At 58.8% G+C, this 16602-nt stretch carries 14 protein-coding genes and 2 pseudogenes; 11 read left to right on the top strand and 5 right to left on the bottom strand.

From position 1 onward, the window contains the following. Window positions 1–94: 94 nt before the first annotated feature. A complete protein-coding gene (gene yihA / locus POR16_RS01020; RefSeq protein ID WP_005887979.1) occupies window positions 95–730 on the bottom strand; it encodes a ribosome biogenesis GTP-binding protein YihA/YsxC in 636 nt (211 codons plus the stop codon). 427 nt (window positions 731–1157) lie between these two features. Between yihA and POR16_RS01010 the strand changes: the two genes are divergently transcribed. The 5 genes and pseudogenes from POR16_RS01010 to POR16_RS00995 all read left to right on the top strand — a co-directional run bounded on the left by POR16_RS01010 (window position 1158) and on the right by POR16_RS00995 (window position 5636). Beyond that, on the top strand, window positions 1158–1802 hold the full coding sequence (locus tag POR16_RS01010) for a thiol:disulfide interchange protein DsbA/DsbL (protein WP_005887977.1): 645 nt from the start codon (window positions 1158–1160) through the stop codon (window positions 1800–1802). Window positions 1803–1811: 9 nt separating this feature from the next. Continuing rightward, the gene (locus tag POR16_RS01005) at window positions 1812–2687 is read left to right on the top strand and encodes an endonuclease/exonuclease/phosphatase family protein (RefSeq protein WP_005887975.1); all 876 of its coding nucleotides are present in this window, start codon (window positions 1812–1814) and stop codon (window positions 2685–2687) included. Next, window positions 2684–3244: pseudogene (locus tag POR16_RS26945) on the top strand (hypothetical protein); the annotation flags it as partial. The gene POR16_RS01005 and the pseudogene POR16_RS26945, both read left to right, overlap by 4 nt. 216 nt (window positions 3245–3460) lie before the next feature. Beyond that, window positions 3461–4762: pseudogene (locus tag POR16_RS26940) on the top strand (GGDEF domain-containing protein); the annotation flags it as partial. Between the two features lie 94 nt (window positions 4763–4856). Next, window positions 4857–5636 (top strand): N-acetylmuramoyl-L-alanine amidase, encoded by a 780-nt coding sequence (locus tag POR16_RS00995; protein ID WP_024669163.1) that lies wholly within the window; start codon window positions 4857–4859, stop codon window positions 5634–5636. Between the two features lie 39 nt (window positions 5637–5675). Here the strand turns inward: POR16_RS00995 and POR16_RS00990 are convergent, their stop codons facing one another. Beyond that, a complete protein-coding gene (locus tag POR16_RS00990) occupies window positions 5676–7463 on the bottom strand; it encodes a KinB sensor domain-containing domain (protein ID WP_005887970.1) in 1788 nt (595 codons plus the stop codon). Window positions 7464–7473: 10 nt separating this feature from the next. Then, complete coding sequence (algB, locus tag POR16_RS00985) at window positions 7474–8820, bottom strand: sigma-54-dependent response regulator transcription factor AlgB (protein ID WP_002555682.1); 1347 nt, start codon at window positions 8818–8820, stop codon at window positions 7474–7476. Window positions 8821–9017: 197 nt separating this feature from the next. Between algB and POR16_RS00980 the strand changes: the two genes are divergently transcribed. The 4 genes from POR16_RS00980 to POR16_RS00965 all read left to right on the top strand — a co-directional run bounded on the left by POR16_RS00980 (window position 9018) and on the right by POR16_RS00965 (window position 11070). Beyond that, on the top strand, window positions 9018–9857 hold the full coding sequence (locus POR16_RS00980) for a BON domain-containing protein (RefSeq protein WP_005887968.1): 840 nt from the start codon (window positions 9018–9020) through the stop codon (window positions 9855–9857). Window positions 9858–10084: 227 nt separating this feature from the next. Then, window positions 10085–10372, top strand: coding sequence for a hypothetical protein (locus POR16_RS00975; RefSeq protein ID WP_005887966.1), 288 nt, complete (start codon window positions 10085–10087; stop codon window positions 10370–10372). A 63-nt stretch (window positions 10373–10435) separates the two neighbouring features. Further along, window positions 10436–10600: a DUF1328 domain-containing protein gene (locus POR16_RS00970; RefSeq protein ID WP_002555679.1), complete on the top strand. Its 165-nt coding sequence runs from the start codon at window positions 10436–10438 to the stop codon at window positions 10598–10600. Window positions 10601–10602: 2 nt separating this feature from the next. Beyond that, entirely contained in the window at window positions 10603–11070 is a 468-nt protein-coding gene (locus POR16_RS00965) for an inhibitor of vertebrate lysozyme family protein (RefSeq protein ID WP_005887964.1), read from the top strand. Between the two features lie 252 nt (window positions 11071–11322). On the opposite strand, the gene POR16_RS00960 is transcribed toward POR16_RS00965, so the two are convergent. Continuing rightward, the gene (locus tag POR16_RS00960) at window positions 11323–12633 is read right to left on the bottom strand and encodes an ATP-binding protein (RefSeq protein ID WP_003380228.1); all 1311 of its coding nucleotides are present in this window, start codon (window positions 12631–12633) and stop codon (window positions 11323–11325) included. A gap of 163 nt (window positions 12634–12796) precedes the next feature. After that, complete coding sequence (gene ompR / locus POR16_RS00955; RefSeq protein WP_005887962.1) at window positions 12797–13537, bottom strand: osmolarity response regulator transcription factor OmpR; 741 nt, start codon at window positions 13535–13537, stop codon at window positions 12797–12799. A gap of 297 nt (window positions 13538–13834) precedes the next feature. Between ompR and POR16_RS00950 the strand changes: the two genes are divergently transcribed. Further along, entirely contained in the window at window positions 13835–16156 is a 2322-nt protein-coding gene (locus tag POR16_RS00950; protein WP_005887961.1) for a Tex family protein, read from the top strand. Further along, window positions 16156–16539, top strand: coding sequence for a PaaI family thioesterase (locus POR16_RS00945; protein WP_005887960.1), 384 nt, complete (start codon window positions 16156–16158; stop codon window positions 16537–16539). Before POR16_RS00950 ends, POR16_RS00945 begins: the two co-directional genes overlap by 1 nt. Window positions 16540–16602: the final 63 nt, after the last annotated feature.

The raw sequence follows: 16602 nt of genomic DNA, 5'->3' as shown, positions 1-16602 counted from the left end.
GGCATATATCCAGATCCCACCCTAAGGTCTGGACCTTAAGCCCCGGAACTTCCCCCTCCCCATGCGAAGTCCGGGGTCTTTTTTTGCTTGCGATTTACTCCGCAGGCGCCTTGTCTTCCAGCGCCATCCAGTCGGCCAGAACGGTGTAGGCCTCTTCCAGCCCCATGCGCTTGGGCGCAGAGAACAGCTGGATGCTCACAGCATCGCCCCAGCCCTTGCGAATTTCGGCCTGAACCTTGAGCAGCGTGTTCTTGGCTGCGCCATAGGTCAGCTTGTCGGCCTTGGTCAGCAGAATGTGCATCGGCATGTTGCTGGCGATCGCCCAGTCCAGCATCAATAGGTCGAAGTCAGTCATTGGATGACGGATATCCATCATCAGGATCAAGCCCTTCAGGCTTTCGCGACTGCCCAGATAGGCTTCCAGGTGACGCTGCCAGTGCAGCTTGAGCGGGATCGGCACTTTGGCGTAGCCATAACCCGGCAGGTCGACCAGACGACGGTCTTCGTCCAGCCCAAAGAAGTTCAGCAGCTGCGTACGCCCTGGCGTCTTGGACGTTCGCGCCAGGCTGGCGTGGGTCAGGGTGTTCAGCGCGCTCGACTTGCCCGCATTGGAGCGACCGGCAAATGCGACTTCAAAACCTTCGTCATCGGGGCATTGGTCGACCTTGGCGGCGCTGAGCATGAACGTGGCCTGTTGGCACAGACCGAGAATAGGGTTTTTGAGTTGCATGTGATTTCCGGTGAAGGCCTTGCCTGCAAAGGGTGCGGCAAGAGGTGTCGATTTCATTGGGGTGCGCAGAGTATATAGTGCTGCAAATTCTGTGTGTGTTTTCGCCTGCCGTCTGCACGACAACAACGACGAAGCAAGACATATGCGCGCATTAGAACGCAGTCTGCTTTCATCCTGAAAGGTTTTTGCTGAGCATCGGGTCCGCCGGGGCAATGCGGCACCCGCCCAGAACCTTCGACGCCCCTTATTACAATGCTCTGGCGGACGCCTGGAACATTCAGACATGACCTGCTTCACTCCTTATGCAAAAAGGCCATCCAAGGCCGCCCATTTTTACAACCTCAGCGTTACACTAACGAACTCAGGCTTTCGCGCCCGGTCGAAACACCGTCGCTTGAAAGCGATCCAATCTGCTCAGGAGTAAAGCATGCGTAATCTGATCATCAGCGCCGCACTGGTTGCCGCCAGTCTGTTCGGTATGTCCGCCCAGGCCGCCGAGCCTATCGAGGCCGGCAAGCAATACGTCGAGCTGAAAAGCGCTGTGCCTGTGGCCGAGCCGGGCAAGATCGAAGTCATCGAACTGTTCTGGTATGGCTGCCCGCATTGCTACGCGTTCGAGCCGACCATCAACCCGTGGGTTGAAAAACTTCCGTCCGACGTACACTTCGTCCGTATCCCGGCCATGTTCGGCGGCCCGTGGGATGCTCATGGTCAACTGTTCATCACCCTCGACACCATGGGCGTAGAACACAAGGTTCACGCTGCGGTGTTCGACGCCATCCAGAAAGGCGGCAAGCGTCTGACCGACAAGAACGACATGGCCGATTTCGTCGCCACTCAGGGCGTCAACAAGGAAGACTTCCTCAAGACGTTCGATTCGTTCGCCGTAAAAGGCAAGATCGCGCAGTACAAGGAACTGGCCAAGAAGTACGAAGTGACGGGCGTTCCAACCATGATCGTCAATGGCAAGTACCGCTTTGACCTGGGCTCTGCCGGTGGTCCGGAAGCGACCTTGCAGGTAGCCGACCAGTTGATTGCCAAAGAGCGGGCGGCTGCTGCAGCCGCCAAGTAAGCGCTCGTCATGCGCCGCTGGGGCAAAGGTAGCCCGCGTATCGTTGGCCTGCATGATCCGCAGGTCAACGAACATCATCTGATGCAAAACGGCTTGCCGGAAGACGGCAGGCTGCGTTTGCTCAGCTTCAATATTCAGGTCGGCATCAGTACACAGCGTTACCACCATTACCTGACGCGCAGCTGGCAGCATCTGCTGCCGCATGGCGGACGTGCCGGCAACCTGCAGAAAATCGGTGAGCTGATCAACGATTTCGATCTGGTGGCACTTCAGGAAGTCGACGGCGGGAGCATGCGCTCCGGCTTCGTCAACCAGGTCGAGCATCTCGCTCAACTGGGCGGCTTCCCGTACTGGTATCAACAGCTCAATCGCAACCTCGGGCGCCTTGCCCAGCACAGCAATGGCGTGCTGAGCCGTTTGCGCCCAGCCAAGATCGAGGATCACCCGCTGCCCGGCCCTGCCGGGCGCGGCGCCATTCTCGTGCGTTTCGGCGAGGGCGAGGACGCGCTGGTGGTGGTCATGATGCACCTGGCCCTCGGCACGCGCACGCGCACTCGGCAACTGGCCTACATTCGCGAACTGATCGGCGGCTATCGTCATCAAGTGCTGATGGGCGACATGAACACCCACGCCAATGATCTGCTGGAACACTCGCCGCTGCGGGATCTGGGCCTGCTGGCGCCGCAGATCGAAGCCACCTTTCCAAGCTGGCGACCGCAACGTTGTCTTGATCACATTTTGCTCAGCCCGACCCTGACGCTCGAACGGGTGCAGGTGCTGGCCCAACCCATTTCCGATCACCTGCCGGTTGCCGTCGAGATTCGCCTGCCAGCTTCACTGCGTGGGGACTCACTGCCTGTGCCCTCTGGTGGAAGCCTTGCATGAGCGACGACGCGGAGCGTTGGAAAGAGAAATACCTTAAAGGGATCGAGCAACAGGACAGGCTCGAAAAGCGCTGGGATGCGCGGCTCGACTTGCTGCGTCGCGGTCTGGTGCGCAGCAGCCTCGCGGCAGAAGGCTCTGACCGGGCGGTCGATGAATGCATGAAGGAAATGCGCGAAATCGTCCGCACCGACGACATGGACGCCGGCCTTGCGGCCTTGATCCCGCGCCTTGAAAAAGCAGTGCTGGATTCCGAGCAACGCCGTGAAGTGCGGGTCGGGCAGATAAGCTCGGCACTGACTGCACTGGTTGCGCAATTGCAGGCACTTCCTCTGTCACGAGAGACGCGCAAGCCACTCAAGCGCTTCGCCAAAGACCTCGAAGAGCGAGCCTCGCAGGCACGCGAGCTGCCCCTGCTGCTCGGCGAGTTGAGCAACCTGCAGGGACAGGCCCTCAGCCAGCTTGAAAAAAGTGAAGAAGGGCCGCGCCAGGGCTTGCTGCAACGCTTGTTCGGCACTCGGGAAGGGCACGGTAGTGAACACCCTTCTGAAGCGGCGCAGGCTGAAACCGTTCAAACCGATACGCCCGCCCCTGCGCCACAACCTCGAGAAGAGACGCCTGAAGCGCTCGAATCGGCCACTGCGCCAACAGCATCCCCACCGCCCCTCACGCCAGCGCCGGTAGAGATCGCAGAGCCTGTCATCGAACACTCTGCAGTGCCTGAGCCTGTGACTGAAACCGCCCCACCGGCCACCGTAGCGCTCGCCGAACCTGATGCGCCCTCACCGGTTGTCGAGCCTGTTGCTACGTCAGCACCCGAATTCGCTGCCGTGCCGATCGCTGAAAGCGCCTATGCGTACGTCGAACCCGTCGATTTCACGGACAGGCTCGCGCCCATACCGAGCGTGCCTTACCAGCAACGCCCGGCGCCGGTCGTCATGCCACTCGACGAGCAGGAAGAAGCCCTCGCACCAGACCCGGAAGATGCTGAAGACGATGACGGTTACGCGCTGCCCTCTTCCCCCGAGCCCAGCTACAGCTCGGTAGCTTCTCACATTGAAGAAACACTGCTGGGCCTGCTCAACGACCTGACCTTGTCGGAGCATTTTCGGCCGCAGGTCGAGGATATGCAGCTACGCCTGAAACATGGGCTCAACTGGTATGAGCTGCTGCCTATTCTGGATGACCTGGCCGTGCTCATGCTGGCGATCAATAACGGTGGCCAGCAGGAATTCGGTATTTACCTCAAGCAGCTCAACGAGCGGCTCGAATCATTCCAGAGCCACTTGCAAGCCGCCAGTGAGGACCACGCCGAGGTTCAGTCCACTGCTCGTGACCTGAGCGAACAGTTGCGCGAACAGGTAGGCGGCCTGCAAACCAGCGTTCAGGACGCCTCCGACCTGACCAGTCTGAAGCAGGTGCTGGATAACCGCCTGGAAGGCCTGCTCAGCACCATGGACCACTATCAGCGTAAACGCGACGACCGCGAGCAAGAGGTTGCATCCCGACTGCAAAGCCTTTCGGCTCGTGTGGCGAGCATGGAACAGGAAGCACTGGGGTTCAGAAGCAACCTGGAAGAACAGCGCCAGAAAGCCTTGATTGACCCCCTCACCGGCCTTGCCAACCGTGCCGCCTGGGGCGAGCGCCTCGAACTCGAGATGACCCAGTGGCAACAAGCGAAAAACAGCCTGTTGGTGTGCATACTCGATCTGGATCACTTCAAACGCATCAACGACGGGTACGGCCATCTGGCAGGCGACAAGGTGCTGAAGATTGTCGCCAACGTCCTCAAAAAACGTCTGCGGCCGAACGACTTCATGGCCCGATTCGGCGGTGAAGAGTTCGTCATGCTGCTGCCCGCCACACCTATCGGCACAGGGCTGACGCTGCTTGACGAACTGCGCACGGCGGTCGAAGAGTGCCCGTTCCACTTCAAGGGCGAACGCGTCACGATCACCGTATCCCTCGGAGTCACCGCGCTGCGACAGGGCGAACGTAGCGATACGGCTATCAAACGCGCTGATCAGGCGCTGTACAAAGCCAAGGAAAACGGTCGCAACCGGGTAGAGCAAGGCTGACTGAAACATTTTGACTGAACGAATGTTTCGACGGTGAAGCATTTCTTCTGCGTTTTGTTATGATGTTTCATTACCTCCCGACGCTGCCAATCCCATGAAGCTGTATCTCTCTGCACTCCTCATGCTCATCCTCACGGCGTGCTCCAGCGGCCCCAAGCTGGACACCAGTCATCCGTCGGCGAATTTCGACAACCGGGTTCAGTATGTCGTGATGCACTACACCTCGACGTCGATGGAGCGATCCCTGCAATTGCTGACCCACGGCGAGGTCAGCGCTCATTACCTGATCGGCGACGACAAGCAGGCCACGATCTACAAGCTGGTGGATGAAAATGCCCGGGCATGGCACGCTGGCGAGAGCGAATGGGAAGGGCGCACATGGCTCAATTCCAGCTCGATAGGCATCGAGATCGTCAACCCGGGCTTCAAGGACACCCCGACAGGTCGCTTGTGGTATCCGTACACCGAGGCACAGGTCCAGTCGATCACGGTGCTGCTCAAAGACATCGTCAAGCGCAACAAAATCGACCCCAGGCACGTGATCGGTCACAGCGACATTGCGCCCTTGCGCAAGCAAGACCCAGGTCCGTTATTCCCGTGGAAACGCCTGGCCGCTGAAGGGCTTGGCGTCTGGCCCGATGAAGCACTGGTTGCGCAACGTCAGGCGCTGCTGGCAGTCAACCTGCCGAGCATCAGCTGGTTTCAGCAACAGCTCGCGCGCCTGGGCTACAGCACACCGCAGACCGGAGAGCTCGACGTCGCGACACGCGAGGTGCTGGCCGCCTTTCAGATGCACTACCGCCCTGCCCGTTTCGAAGGCGAACCTGACGCCCAGAGCGCGGCAATTCTGCAGGTGCTTAACCACTCGAACTGACCGCATGGCGCAATCAACAGCGTGTTGCCGCTTAACCCCTTAAAGCGGCAATGCCATGTAGAACTGCGTGCCCTGCCCCGGCCTTGAGTAGACGCCCATTCGGCCGCCGTGCAGCTGGACGATTTCCTTGCACAGCGCCAGCCCCAGGCCGGCACCACCTTTTTTGCGGCCGACCTGAACGAAGGGTTCGAAGATCCGGCCCTGCTGCCCGTAGGCAATGCCCTCGCCGTTGTCTTCGACACTGATGATCGCCCGCTCGCCGTGGCGTCTGGCCTGCAAACGGATAAGGCCTTTGGGCGGCGTATGGCGCAGGGCGTTATCCAGCAAGTTGTCCAGAACACGTTCCAGTTGAGACTGGTCGGCATGCAGGCGTGGCAAAGGCTCCTGGATGTCCAGCATCAGCACGATGTCCCGCTCCAGAGCCTGATCTTCGAAGCGCGCCTTGGCCTCTTCCAGCAACGTTTCGATGGAACACGGCGCCAGCTTGAGCTTCTGCAGACCGTTCTGATAGCGCGAGAAATTCAGCAGGTCGTTGATCAGTTGCATCAACCGCTGCATTTCTTCGGTCACCGTATTGAGCAAATCCGCTTCGCGCGATTCCGGGGCGAAATGCAGGCGCTCCTGCAACAGACCGAACGCCATGTGCATGCCGGTGACCGGTGTACGCAGCTCATGCGAAGCGCGCAGCACAAACTCGCTGCGTACTCGCTCGAAAGCCCGCTGCTCGGTAACATCGTGCAGCACCATCACTGCACCCAGGATATGGCCTTTGGTGTGGCTCACCGGCGTCATGCTATAGGTCAGCAATCGCGACTCGCCATCAATGTCGATGGCCAGATCTTCCGGCGCGCGCTCCAGCGTCCCGCCACGCAGGATCAGATGCAATTGCTCATCCAGTTCGGGGCGATTCAGTGCAGCGCCGAGACTCTCGCCGAGGCGACTCTCATCCCACCCGAGCTGAAGCTGGGCCACCGGGTTCAAGTGTTCCAGATGCCCTTGGCGATCAATCATCAACAGGCCATCGTCAATACTGTCAAGCACCGCCTGCAAGCGCTGTTGACCCGCCAGCAGCTCGTCGACATTGGTCGCCTGATGCTGACGCAGGGCCTCAGCCATGATGCCGAAGCGTCGGGTCAGCAGGTTCATTTCTGCAGCCGAAGATATCGGCAGAGTGACCTCATAGTCGCCTTCGCCGATGCGATCAGCCGCCTTGGCCAAGGCTTCGATCGGCGCACCGAAACGACGTGCAATACCGTGTGCGGTCACGAAACCGATACACAGCACTGCCAGCCCGACCAGTCCCAGCAGGCCCGCGATCCACAAAGCGCGGTCCCGCGAGTTGATCTCGGCATTGCTGATGTTTTCCAGCGCCTTGCGATGCACGTTCAACAGCCCGTTGCGCAACGCATTGAAGCTTTCGCTCAGTGGCGGCGTACCACGAATACCGCGCGGGTCGTCCCCCAGACGGTTCCAGACCTCGATGAAGTGCCGGTAGTCCCGTTTGGTGGACTCGAACCCGGTACGCACGTTCTGCTGCGGATCCTGCACCGAACCCTGCTCCAGCAACTCTTCGAACTGTGCCTGCATCTTCTGCAGTTCGGGCTTGTTGCGCTGCGAGCCGGTCATCAACACCAGTTGATCGCCCAGGTTCTGACGCAGCTTCAGGCCAAGATCCAGAATGGCGAAGTTGTGCTGAATCAATGATTCCTGAGTGCGGGCCATCTGCATGACGCTGACGAGCCCCAGCAACAATCCGAGCAGCGCGACCGTGATCAAGGCCGAGATGCTCAGAAAAAGGCGTGTGCGCAGCTTCATGGCCAGTTTCATCAGAAATTATTCACAAGTTGTACTGTTTACGTTTGCGGTAAAGCGTCGAAGCGTCGATACCCAGTGTCTTGGCTGCCTGATCGAGGGTTTCGCTGGTCGCCAGCACGGCCCCGATGTGAGCTTTTTCCAACTCGTCCAGACTCAGCGCCGCACCCACTCGTGGTGCATTATTCGTCGGTTGCTCAGCCATGCCGAGGTGACTGATCTCGACACGCTCCTGCGGGCAGATGATGCTGGCTCGCTCGATCACGTTGCGCAGCTCACGAATGTTGCCAGGCCAGCGATAGTTGAGCAGCGCGGCTCGCGCCTCTTCACTGAAGCCTCGGGCCGGTCGCGCGTATTCCTTGACGAAACGCGCCAGAAAACGGTCTGCGAGGGTCAGTATGTCTTCGCTGCGCTCGCGCAGGGCAGGCAGATGCAAGGTGATCACGTTCAGCCGGTACAGCAAATCCTCGCGGAAGCGCCCGCTACGCACCATGTCCTCCAGATTGAGGTTGGTGGCCGCCAGAATGCGCACGTCTGCACGACGGGTCACCGGGTCACCCACTCGCTCGTATTCCTTGTCCTGAATGAAACGCAGCAGCTTGGGTTGCAGCGTCAGCGGGAAATCACCGATCTCGTCAAGGAACAGCGTGCCGCCATCGGCCTGATTGACGCGACCCAGCGTGCTCTCGCTGGCACCTGTGAACGCGCCGCGGCTGTGACCGAACAGCTCGCTTTCCATCAATTCAGCAGTGAGCGACGGGCAGTTGATCGTGACGCAAGACTTCTTGGCCCGCTTGCTCCAGCCGTGTATCGCCCGTGCCAGCTCGCCTTTACCGGTACCGGACTCACCCAGAATCAGGATATTGGCATCCGTAACCGCCACCTGGCGGGCCGTTTCCAGAATGGCCATCATGGATGGGCTGTGCGAATCCAGGCCGTCTTTTGGCTTGCGAACTTCGCCTTCAAGCGCTTCGAGACGCGCCGACAGCTGACGTACTTCCAGCTGCTTGGCGGTCGCGAGACGCAATTGATCAGGGCTGCAGGGCTTTACCAGATAGTCGGCTGCGCCGGCCTGAATGGCATCCACCGCGGTGTCGACCGCCGAGTGCGCGGTGACGATGACCACGCGCATCCACGGTGCCTGAATACGCATCTGCGCCAGCACATCAAGGCCATTGTCTTCGCCCAGACGCAAATCGAGAAAGCAAAGGTCAAACACCTGGCGTTGCATAAGCGTGTCAGCCTGCGCTGCGCTGTTGGCAGTGGCGACACTGTAACCTTCGTCTTCCAGACAGTACCGGAAGGTGCGGAGGATGGCGGACTCATCGTCCACAAGCAGAATACGGCCCTGATTCTCAGTGGCTGCTTCCATTTTTCCTACGCTCCTTAATGAATTGTCTCAGTTAGTCTCGGAATCATCGGGCAAGTTGCATGGTCAATTCTGATTGATTCTGCGGCATGCATGGTAGCTCTCTGTTCGCCCAATGGCGAACGAGCCGATTAATCTGCGTTTATGCCGTTAAAACCGTCTATCCGGAGACGACAACCCACTTCAAAAGGAAAGCTCACATGTTCTCATTGAAAAAGATTGCCCTGATCACCGCGTGCGCTGCGCTGCTTGGCAGCGGCCCCGCTCTCGCCCAGGCTGACCTGCAGACCCAGCTTAGCGAGGCGCGTCAGGAAGGCTCTATCTGGACAGCCTTCGCATTGAACAAACATTTGAGCCCGTTCAAGATCGAAGTGGATGTCGAGCAAGGCACAGCCATTCTCAAAGGCAAGGTCGAGGATCAGGTTGATCGCGAGCTGGCCGAGCGTATCGCGCTAGACACAAAGGGTATTGAAAAAGTCGACAATCAGCTGGAGATCGATCCTTCCGTCGCCAGCGAGCCTGGCTCCAGAACAAATATGGCCCAGCGTTTCGAAGATGCGACGCTGGTCGCGACGGTCAAGTCCAAGCTGCTGTGGAGCAGCGTCACCGAGGCGCTGAACATCGACGTCGACAGCAAGGACGGCGTCGTGACCCTCAAGGGACGTGCGCAAAGCCCGGAGGCCAAGGAACTGGCGGGCAGTCTGGCGAGCAATACCGACGGTGTGGTCAGCGTCAACAACCTCATCAGCCTGAGTGCTGCCGATTCCATTGCCGCGAAAGCTCAGCCGCAAACGCTGACACCGACTGAAGAAATGAGTGACGCGTGGATCACCAGCAAGGTGAAAGCGAGCCTGATCTACAGCCGCAATCTGGACGGGATGAATATCAAGGTGGACACCAAAGCCGGTGTCGTCAGCCTCAACGGCGTGGTCGCCAACTTCGCCGAGAAAGAACTGGCCGTTGAAATCGCGCGAAATATTCGCGGCGTCAAAGGCGTCAACGGTGACGCATTGAAAGTCATGGCGCGCAGCGCAGGCTGAACCGAGCGGGCTTTTCAACGCCTCCTTCGTGCAGAACGCACGATTACAAAGGTGTAATCGTGCAGCTTGCTTGCAGAAGGCTTGGCGATTAGTTCGTAAGCCACTGATTTAGTTGATATTAAATACGATTATGAAGTTGGCATGCAGTCTGCAATATCCCTTTCAACGAGGTCGTTGTACCTAGACCCATCAGATTGAAAGCCAGCACAGGCCAGGGGAGTTTGCAGATGAACAGCCAGCGTATTGCACAGTTTCGTATCTCCCCTCTGCACCTTCAGCAAGGTTTGTTCTTGCTGCTGGCCTTGCTTGTCACTCTGATCGCCATTCAGCAGTTCCAGCGCTGGAATCCATCCAGCGAAGCAGCTCAAACCATTCAGCCGTTCATCCATAGCAATAGCATTTCCTATCGCGAAGTAAGCGCTTCTGCGAACAAGGATATGTCTTCGAGCGTCCGTCCTGTAGACGGCCTGGTTTCGGTGGATGAAGTCGCGCCACAGCAAAAATGGGTTTTTTGACCCGATTTGAAAAAAACGCAGCACCCTTTATTAATTAAAACGGCATCAAAAAGGAGTATCACTATGTTGAGTTGGGCTATCACGTTTCTGATCATCGCCATCGTCGCTGCAGTACTGGGCTTCGGCGGTATCGCAGGCACGGCAACCGGTATCGCCAAGATCCTGTTCGTCGTATTCCTGGTGATGTTCGTGGTGTCGTTCTTCTTCGGTCGTCGTGGTCGAGGCTAAAGATGCACACGTCATTTCGCACGCTGGCCGCCGCCCTGCTATTGGGCGGCAGTGCCATGGCCATGGCTGCCAACGATGGGCAGTCCAGGGTCAATGAGCTTTTGAGTTCTGCCCCTGAGTACCGCACAACCTGGACGAAAGTCGTCAAGAAGGAAGAGCGGTTGCCGGAGTGGGTGATAAACCTGTCTGGTGCCTCCGAGCAGCAAATGACGGCAGTTACCGAGGACGGTGACAATTATCTGGTGGGGCCGCTTTGCGAAACCGCCGATACGTGCAAAAGCAAGCGCCTGATCGTGGCTGTGAGCCTCGATAAGGAAGATGCCTACGCCATGTTGGTCGAAGTGCCTGCGGGTCTTCCTGCAGACAAATCGCCGACACGTCATGCGACTTATCGCTACCTGGGTAAGCCTGACGAAGGTATGAAAGGTCTGTTGCAAGAGCAATTGCGCAAAGACCCGAACTGGTATTGATTCATCCAGAAAGGCAGTGACTGCATAAGCCACTGCCTTTCTGCGTTGTGCGACCTGAAGAGGGTACGCACATGACCAGGGGGCCGGGATGCGTTGATCGAAAGGATCGACGTGACCTAGGAGTACAGGGAGTACTTCCATCATGGGCCGGGTCAGGCAAGCCGCCATGCACGTCCATAAGGCCACCTCGATTTATCAGGCGCCCTTCTGTCGCCATGCATGGCGCTTTATATTCCCCCCGAATTACTAGCCCTAGATGGCATCCCTCGGCAACATCAGCCCAAGCGGCAACCGTACTCTCGCTTCCAGTCCACCGCCCGACCGGTTTCTCAACTCGACATTACCACCGTGCATGGCAGCAATACGCTTGACTATCGCCAGCCCCAGACCGGTGCCTTTGCCGCTACGGGCACGATCGCCCCGGATGAACGGATTGAAGATGGTGTCCAGCTCGGACGGATCGATACCCGCCCCTCTGTCCAGCACGCTCAACACCACGTAAGGCGCATTTCTGTCGCCTGAGACATAAGCCGCCACTTCAATACCGTTACCTGCGTGATGGCGGGCATTGCCGATCAGGTTGGTCAACAGACGCTTCATCGACACTCTACGTAGCGGAAAGGGCGGTATGGGTTCCAGGCACAGTCGGATGCTGTCCTCGTCGTTGTTGAACGGCGCAACGACATCGCGAACCAGGTCGCCCAGATCGACCTCCTCGATTTCTTCGTCACGCCCATCACGAATGAATGCCAGGAACTGATCGAGAATCGCATCCATATCCTCGATGTCACGCACCATGCCTTCAGAAAACTCGTTGTCGTTCATCAGCTCCAGAGAAAGACGCAGACGAGTGAGCGGTGTGCGCAAATCGTGGGACACACCTGCCAGCATCAGTTCGCGCTCCTGACCTGCCTGTTCGACGTCTTCGGCCATCTGGTTGAAGGCTCGATACACTTCAGTCATCTCGCTGGGCGTGTCACTGACCGGTAGACGCACGCTGCGGCCCTGCCCCAACTGTCGAGCGGCAAACACCAGCCGCTTGAGCGGCTGATTCAACTGACGCACGAAGATCCAGGCTGATGCGGTGGACAACAACCCGATAGCCAGGAACCAGCCCAGCACGCTCCAGATTTTCTGCCCGCGCAACGGATGCGGATAGAGCGGTACTTTCAGCCAGCCATCCCCCAGGCTCGGCGCTCGTACCCAAAGTGCAGGCGGTGCATGCACACGCAGACGCACTTCGGTGTCGGCCCCCAGTTCAGCCTGCATCTGCCGCTGGTAAATCTCGCTGTACGGCCAGTGCTGCTCGCCTTCCGGCACGCCCCCGCCAACCACCCGGATAAGGCCGGCCGCCTCGGCAATCGCTTCGCGATCATTTTCATCGGCAGCCCAATACGCGCGCAGGGTCAGCGCAACGCCGTGGCTGTATTGCCTGTCGACCAGCACGTCCTCGTTCATCAACAGATAAACCAGCGTCAATGCCTTGGAAAACAGCACGACGATGAGCACCAGCCAGAGCGTGCGGGAAAAAAAGCTTTGCGGGAACCAGAGCGGTGTCTTCATAACTGCAGCCATACACTTTGCAAGGCGAGCGAGGCTCGCAGGTTTGCCGAACGCGGGCGAGACCCGATGGACGAACGCAAAAAACCAGCACGTCGATAACCTCCTGAAAGGTTATTGACGTAACTGGCAGGGATGACGAATTTCTGTGCTGACAGCCAGGCTGTCAGCGATTTCCGGCACCATCCGGAACGAATACATAGCCGACGCCCCAGACTGTCTGGATATAACGAGGCTTGGACGGGTCTGGTTCGATCAGGCGACGCAGACGGGATATCTGCACGTCGATGGACCGTTCCAGCGCATCCCACTCGCGGCCACGGGCCAGGTTCATCAGTTTGTCCCGGGTCAGTGGCTCCCGAGCATGCATTACCAGCGCCTTGAGTACTGCGAATTCGCCCGTGGTGAGCATGTGCACTTCTTCACCGCGCTTGAGTTCGCGTGTCGCCAGCGACAGCACGTAGTCGCCAAAACTGACTGATTCGTCCTCGCTGCCGGGCGCACCCGGCACCGGAGCTGCCTGACGACGCAATACAGCCTTGACCCGCGCCATCAGCTCATCCGGGTTGAACGGCTTGGCCAGGTAATCATCGGCACCCAGTTCGAGCCCCTTGATGCGGCTCAGCTCATCGCCCTTGGCGGTCAGCATGATAATCGGCACCTGATTGTTCGCGGCACGCAGCCGGCGGCACGCGGAAAGGCCATCTTCCCCAGGCAACATCAAATCCAGCACCACAAGGTTGAAAACCTCACGGGCCAGCAATCGGTCCATTTGCTCCACGTTTGCCACCGCGCGGGCGCGGTAGCCCTTGCTGGTAAAAAACCGTTCCAGGAGACTGCTCAACCCAGGATCGTCATCGACAATCAGGATTTTTTCGCCTTCAGCATTTTGTGCGGTGCTGCTCATCGGATGCTCCTCTGATCTCGGGGCGCATTATGGCGTAGCTGCGGTGATGCGCACCGTGTGCATTGTTAGCAGATTTTACTGGGGGCGACACTTGCGCCTGTCTTTTCGCTCAAAAACAGCTCGTTTATCGACCAATCCCCTAATCCGCCTTTGCCGGGTATAATGCGCCGCCTTCAAAGTCAGGCAAAGCCGTGCTTATGGCGGTTCGCCAGCCATACATATAAATGCTGGCGAACGAAATCCAGGCAAGACAATTCGTACGAGCCCCGTTTTTTGCTCACAACTCCAGGTGGTCTTATGGACAGCATCAACAGCCGCATCGCCGAAGAACTCGGTGTACGCCCACAACAGGTCGCAGCGGCCGTAGCACTACTGGATGAAGGCTCGACCGTGCCCTTCATTTCCCGCTATCGCAAGGAAGTGACCGGCAGCCTGGATGACACTCAATTACGCCATCTGGAAGAGCGTCTGCGGTATCTGCGCGAACTGGACGACCGGCGCGTCAGCATTCTTGCCAGCATCGAAGAGCAAGGCAAGCTGACCCCGGAACTGGCCCGAGACATCAAGCTGGCCGACACCAAGACGCGTCTTGAAGATTTGTATCTTCCTTATAAGCAGAAGCGCCGCACCAAGGGCCAGATCGCCCTTGAAGCCGGATTGGGCGAGCTGGCCGACGGCCTGTTCAACGACCCGAGCCTTGCTCCTGAAGCAGAAGCAGCCCGCTTTGTCGACGCCGAAAAAGGCGTGGCCGACGTGAAGGCCGCACTGGAAGGCGCCAAGTACATCCTGATGGAGCGCTTTGCCGAAGACGCTTCACTGCTCGACAAGCTGCGCGGTTTCCTCAAGCAGGAAGCGGTGATCAGCGCTCGGGTGGTGCCTGGCAAGGAGGAGGAAGGCGCCAAGTTCCGCGACTATTTCGAACATGACGAACCGCTCAAGAGCATGCCGTCACACCGCGCGCTGGCGATTTTCCGCGGGCGCAACGAAGGTTTCCTCAGCTCCGCACTGAAAGTCGGTGAAGAACTGCCGGGCACCATGCACCCCTGCGAGCTGATGATCGGCGAGCGTTTCGGTATCCAGAATCAGAACCGTCCTGCCGACAAATGGCTAGCCGAAGTGGTCCGCTGGACCTGGAAGGTCAAGCTGTACAGCCATCTGGAAACCGACCTGCTGGGCGAGCTGCGTGAAGGCGCCGAAACCGAAGCCATCAACGTTTTCGCCCATAACCTGCACGACCTGCTGCTCGCCGCTCCGGCTGGCCAGCGGGCCACAATGGGCCTCGACCCGGGCCTGCGTACCGGCTGCAAGGTCGCCGTGGTGGATGCCACCGGCAAGCTGCTCGACTACGCGACCGTTTATCCGCATGTACCGAAAAACCAGTGGGACCAGACCATCGCCGTGCTGGCAGCCCTGTGCGCCAAGCACTCGGTCGATCTGATTGCCATCGGCAACGGCACCGCCAGCCGCGAAACCGACAAGCTGGCCGCTGAGCTGATCAAGAAATACCCAGGTTTGAAGATGACCAAGGTCATGGTTTCCGAAGCGGGCGCCTCGGTCTACTCCGCCTCGGAACTGGCGGCCAAGGAGTTCCCGGACCTCGACGTGTCGATCCGTGGTGCGGTATCGATTGCCCGCCGCCTGCAGGATCCGCTCGCCGAACTGGTGAAAATCGACCCGAAATCCATTGGCGTCGGTCAGTACCAGCATGACGTATCGCAGCTCAAGCTGGCTCGCGGCCTGGACGCCGTGGTTGAAGATTGCGTGAACGCCGTAGGCGTGGACGTGAACACCGCATCGGTGGCGCTGTTGGCGCGCATTTCCGGCCTGAACACCACGCTGGCCCAGAATATCGTCGCGCATCGCGATGAAAACGGTGCGTTCAAGACACGCGCAGCGCTGAAGAAAGTCAGTCGCTTGGGCGAAAAGACGTTTGAACAGGCCGCAGGCTTCCTGCGTGTCATGACCGGTGACAACCCGCTGGACTCTTCCGCCGTTCACCCTGAAGCCTACCCGCTGGTACAGCGCATTGCGGCTGAAACCGATCGTGATATCCGTTCGCTGATAGGTGATGCCAGCTTTCTCAAGCGTCTGGACCCGAAGAAGTTCACTGACGAGACCTTTGGTCTACCGACGGTGACGGACATTCTGCAAGAGCTTGAGAAGCCTGGCCGCGATCCACGCCCGGAGTTCAAGACCGCCGAATTTCAGGATGGCGTCGAGGACCTCAAGGACCTGCAACTGGGCATGATCCTCGAAGGCGTCGTGACCAACGTCACTAACTTCGGTGCTTTCGTCGATATCGGCGTGCATCAGGACGGTCTGGTACACATCTCCGCGCTGTCCGAGAAATTCATCAAAGACCCGCGTGAAGCAGTCAAGGCCGGCGACGTGGTGAAAGTGAAAGTCATGGAAGTCGATATCCCGCGTAGACGTGTCGGTCTGTCGATGCGCATGAGCGACACACCCGGCGAAAAAATCGATGGTGCGCGTGGCGCGCGTCCAGGCTCGGCACCGCGTCAGCAGAACAACGCCCCGCGCAAGGAAACCTCTGCACCTGCACCGGCCAACAACGCCATGGCGTCGCTGTTTGCCAACGCCAAGCAGTTGAAGAAGCGTTGATGGACATTCCCGAGGATCTGACCCACAGCGCCTACTTCAAGATGCTCGGCTGCGAGCTGCGGCGTCTTGACGAAGGCGTTGCCGAAGTTGCACTGCCACTGGAAGCGCATCTGCGCAATCGCGGCAATGTGATGCACGGCGGGGCAATCTTCAGTCTGGTCGATATTGCCATGGGGCTGGCCTGTTCCAGCGTTCATGGTTTCGACCAGCGCAGCGTGACCATCGAGTGCAAGATCAACTATGTACGTGGCGTGTCGGACGGCGAAGTTCTGTGCATCGCCAAGGTCCTGCACGCGGGTCGCCGCACGCTGGTGGTAGAAGCGGAAGTTGTCCAGGGCGACAAGCTCGTCGCAAAAGCCCAAGGCACATTTGCAGTCATCTAGACTCGCTCAGAGGCTGATGCAATCAGTCATTGCGAAGTGGACCTAGCCGTACCGACATCATTT

This window comes from Pseudomonas coronafaciens pv. oryzae str. 1_6 (assembly GCF_000156995.2).
GTDB classification, from domain to species: domain Bacteria; phylum Pseudomonadota; class Gammaproteobacteria; order Pseudomonadales; family Pseudomonadaceae; genus Aquipseudomonas; species Aquipseudomonas tremae.
This window is presented reverse-complemented; position numbering and strand designations above follow the sequence as displayed.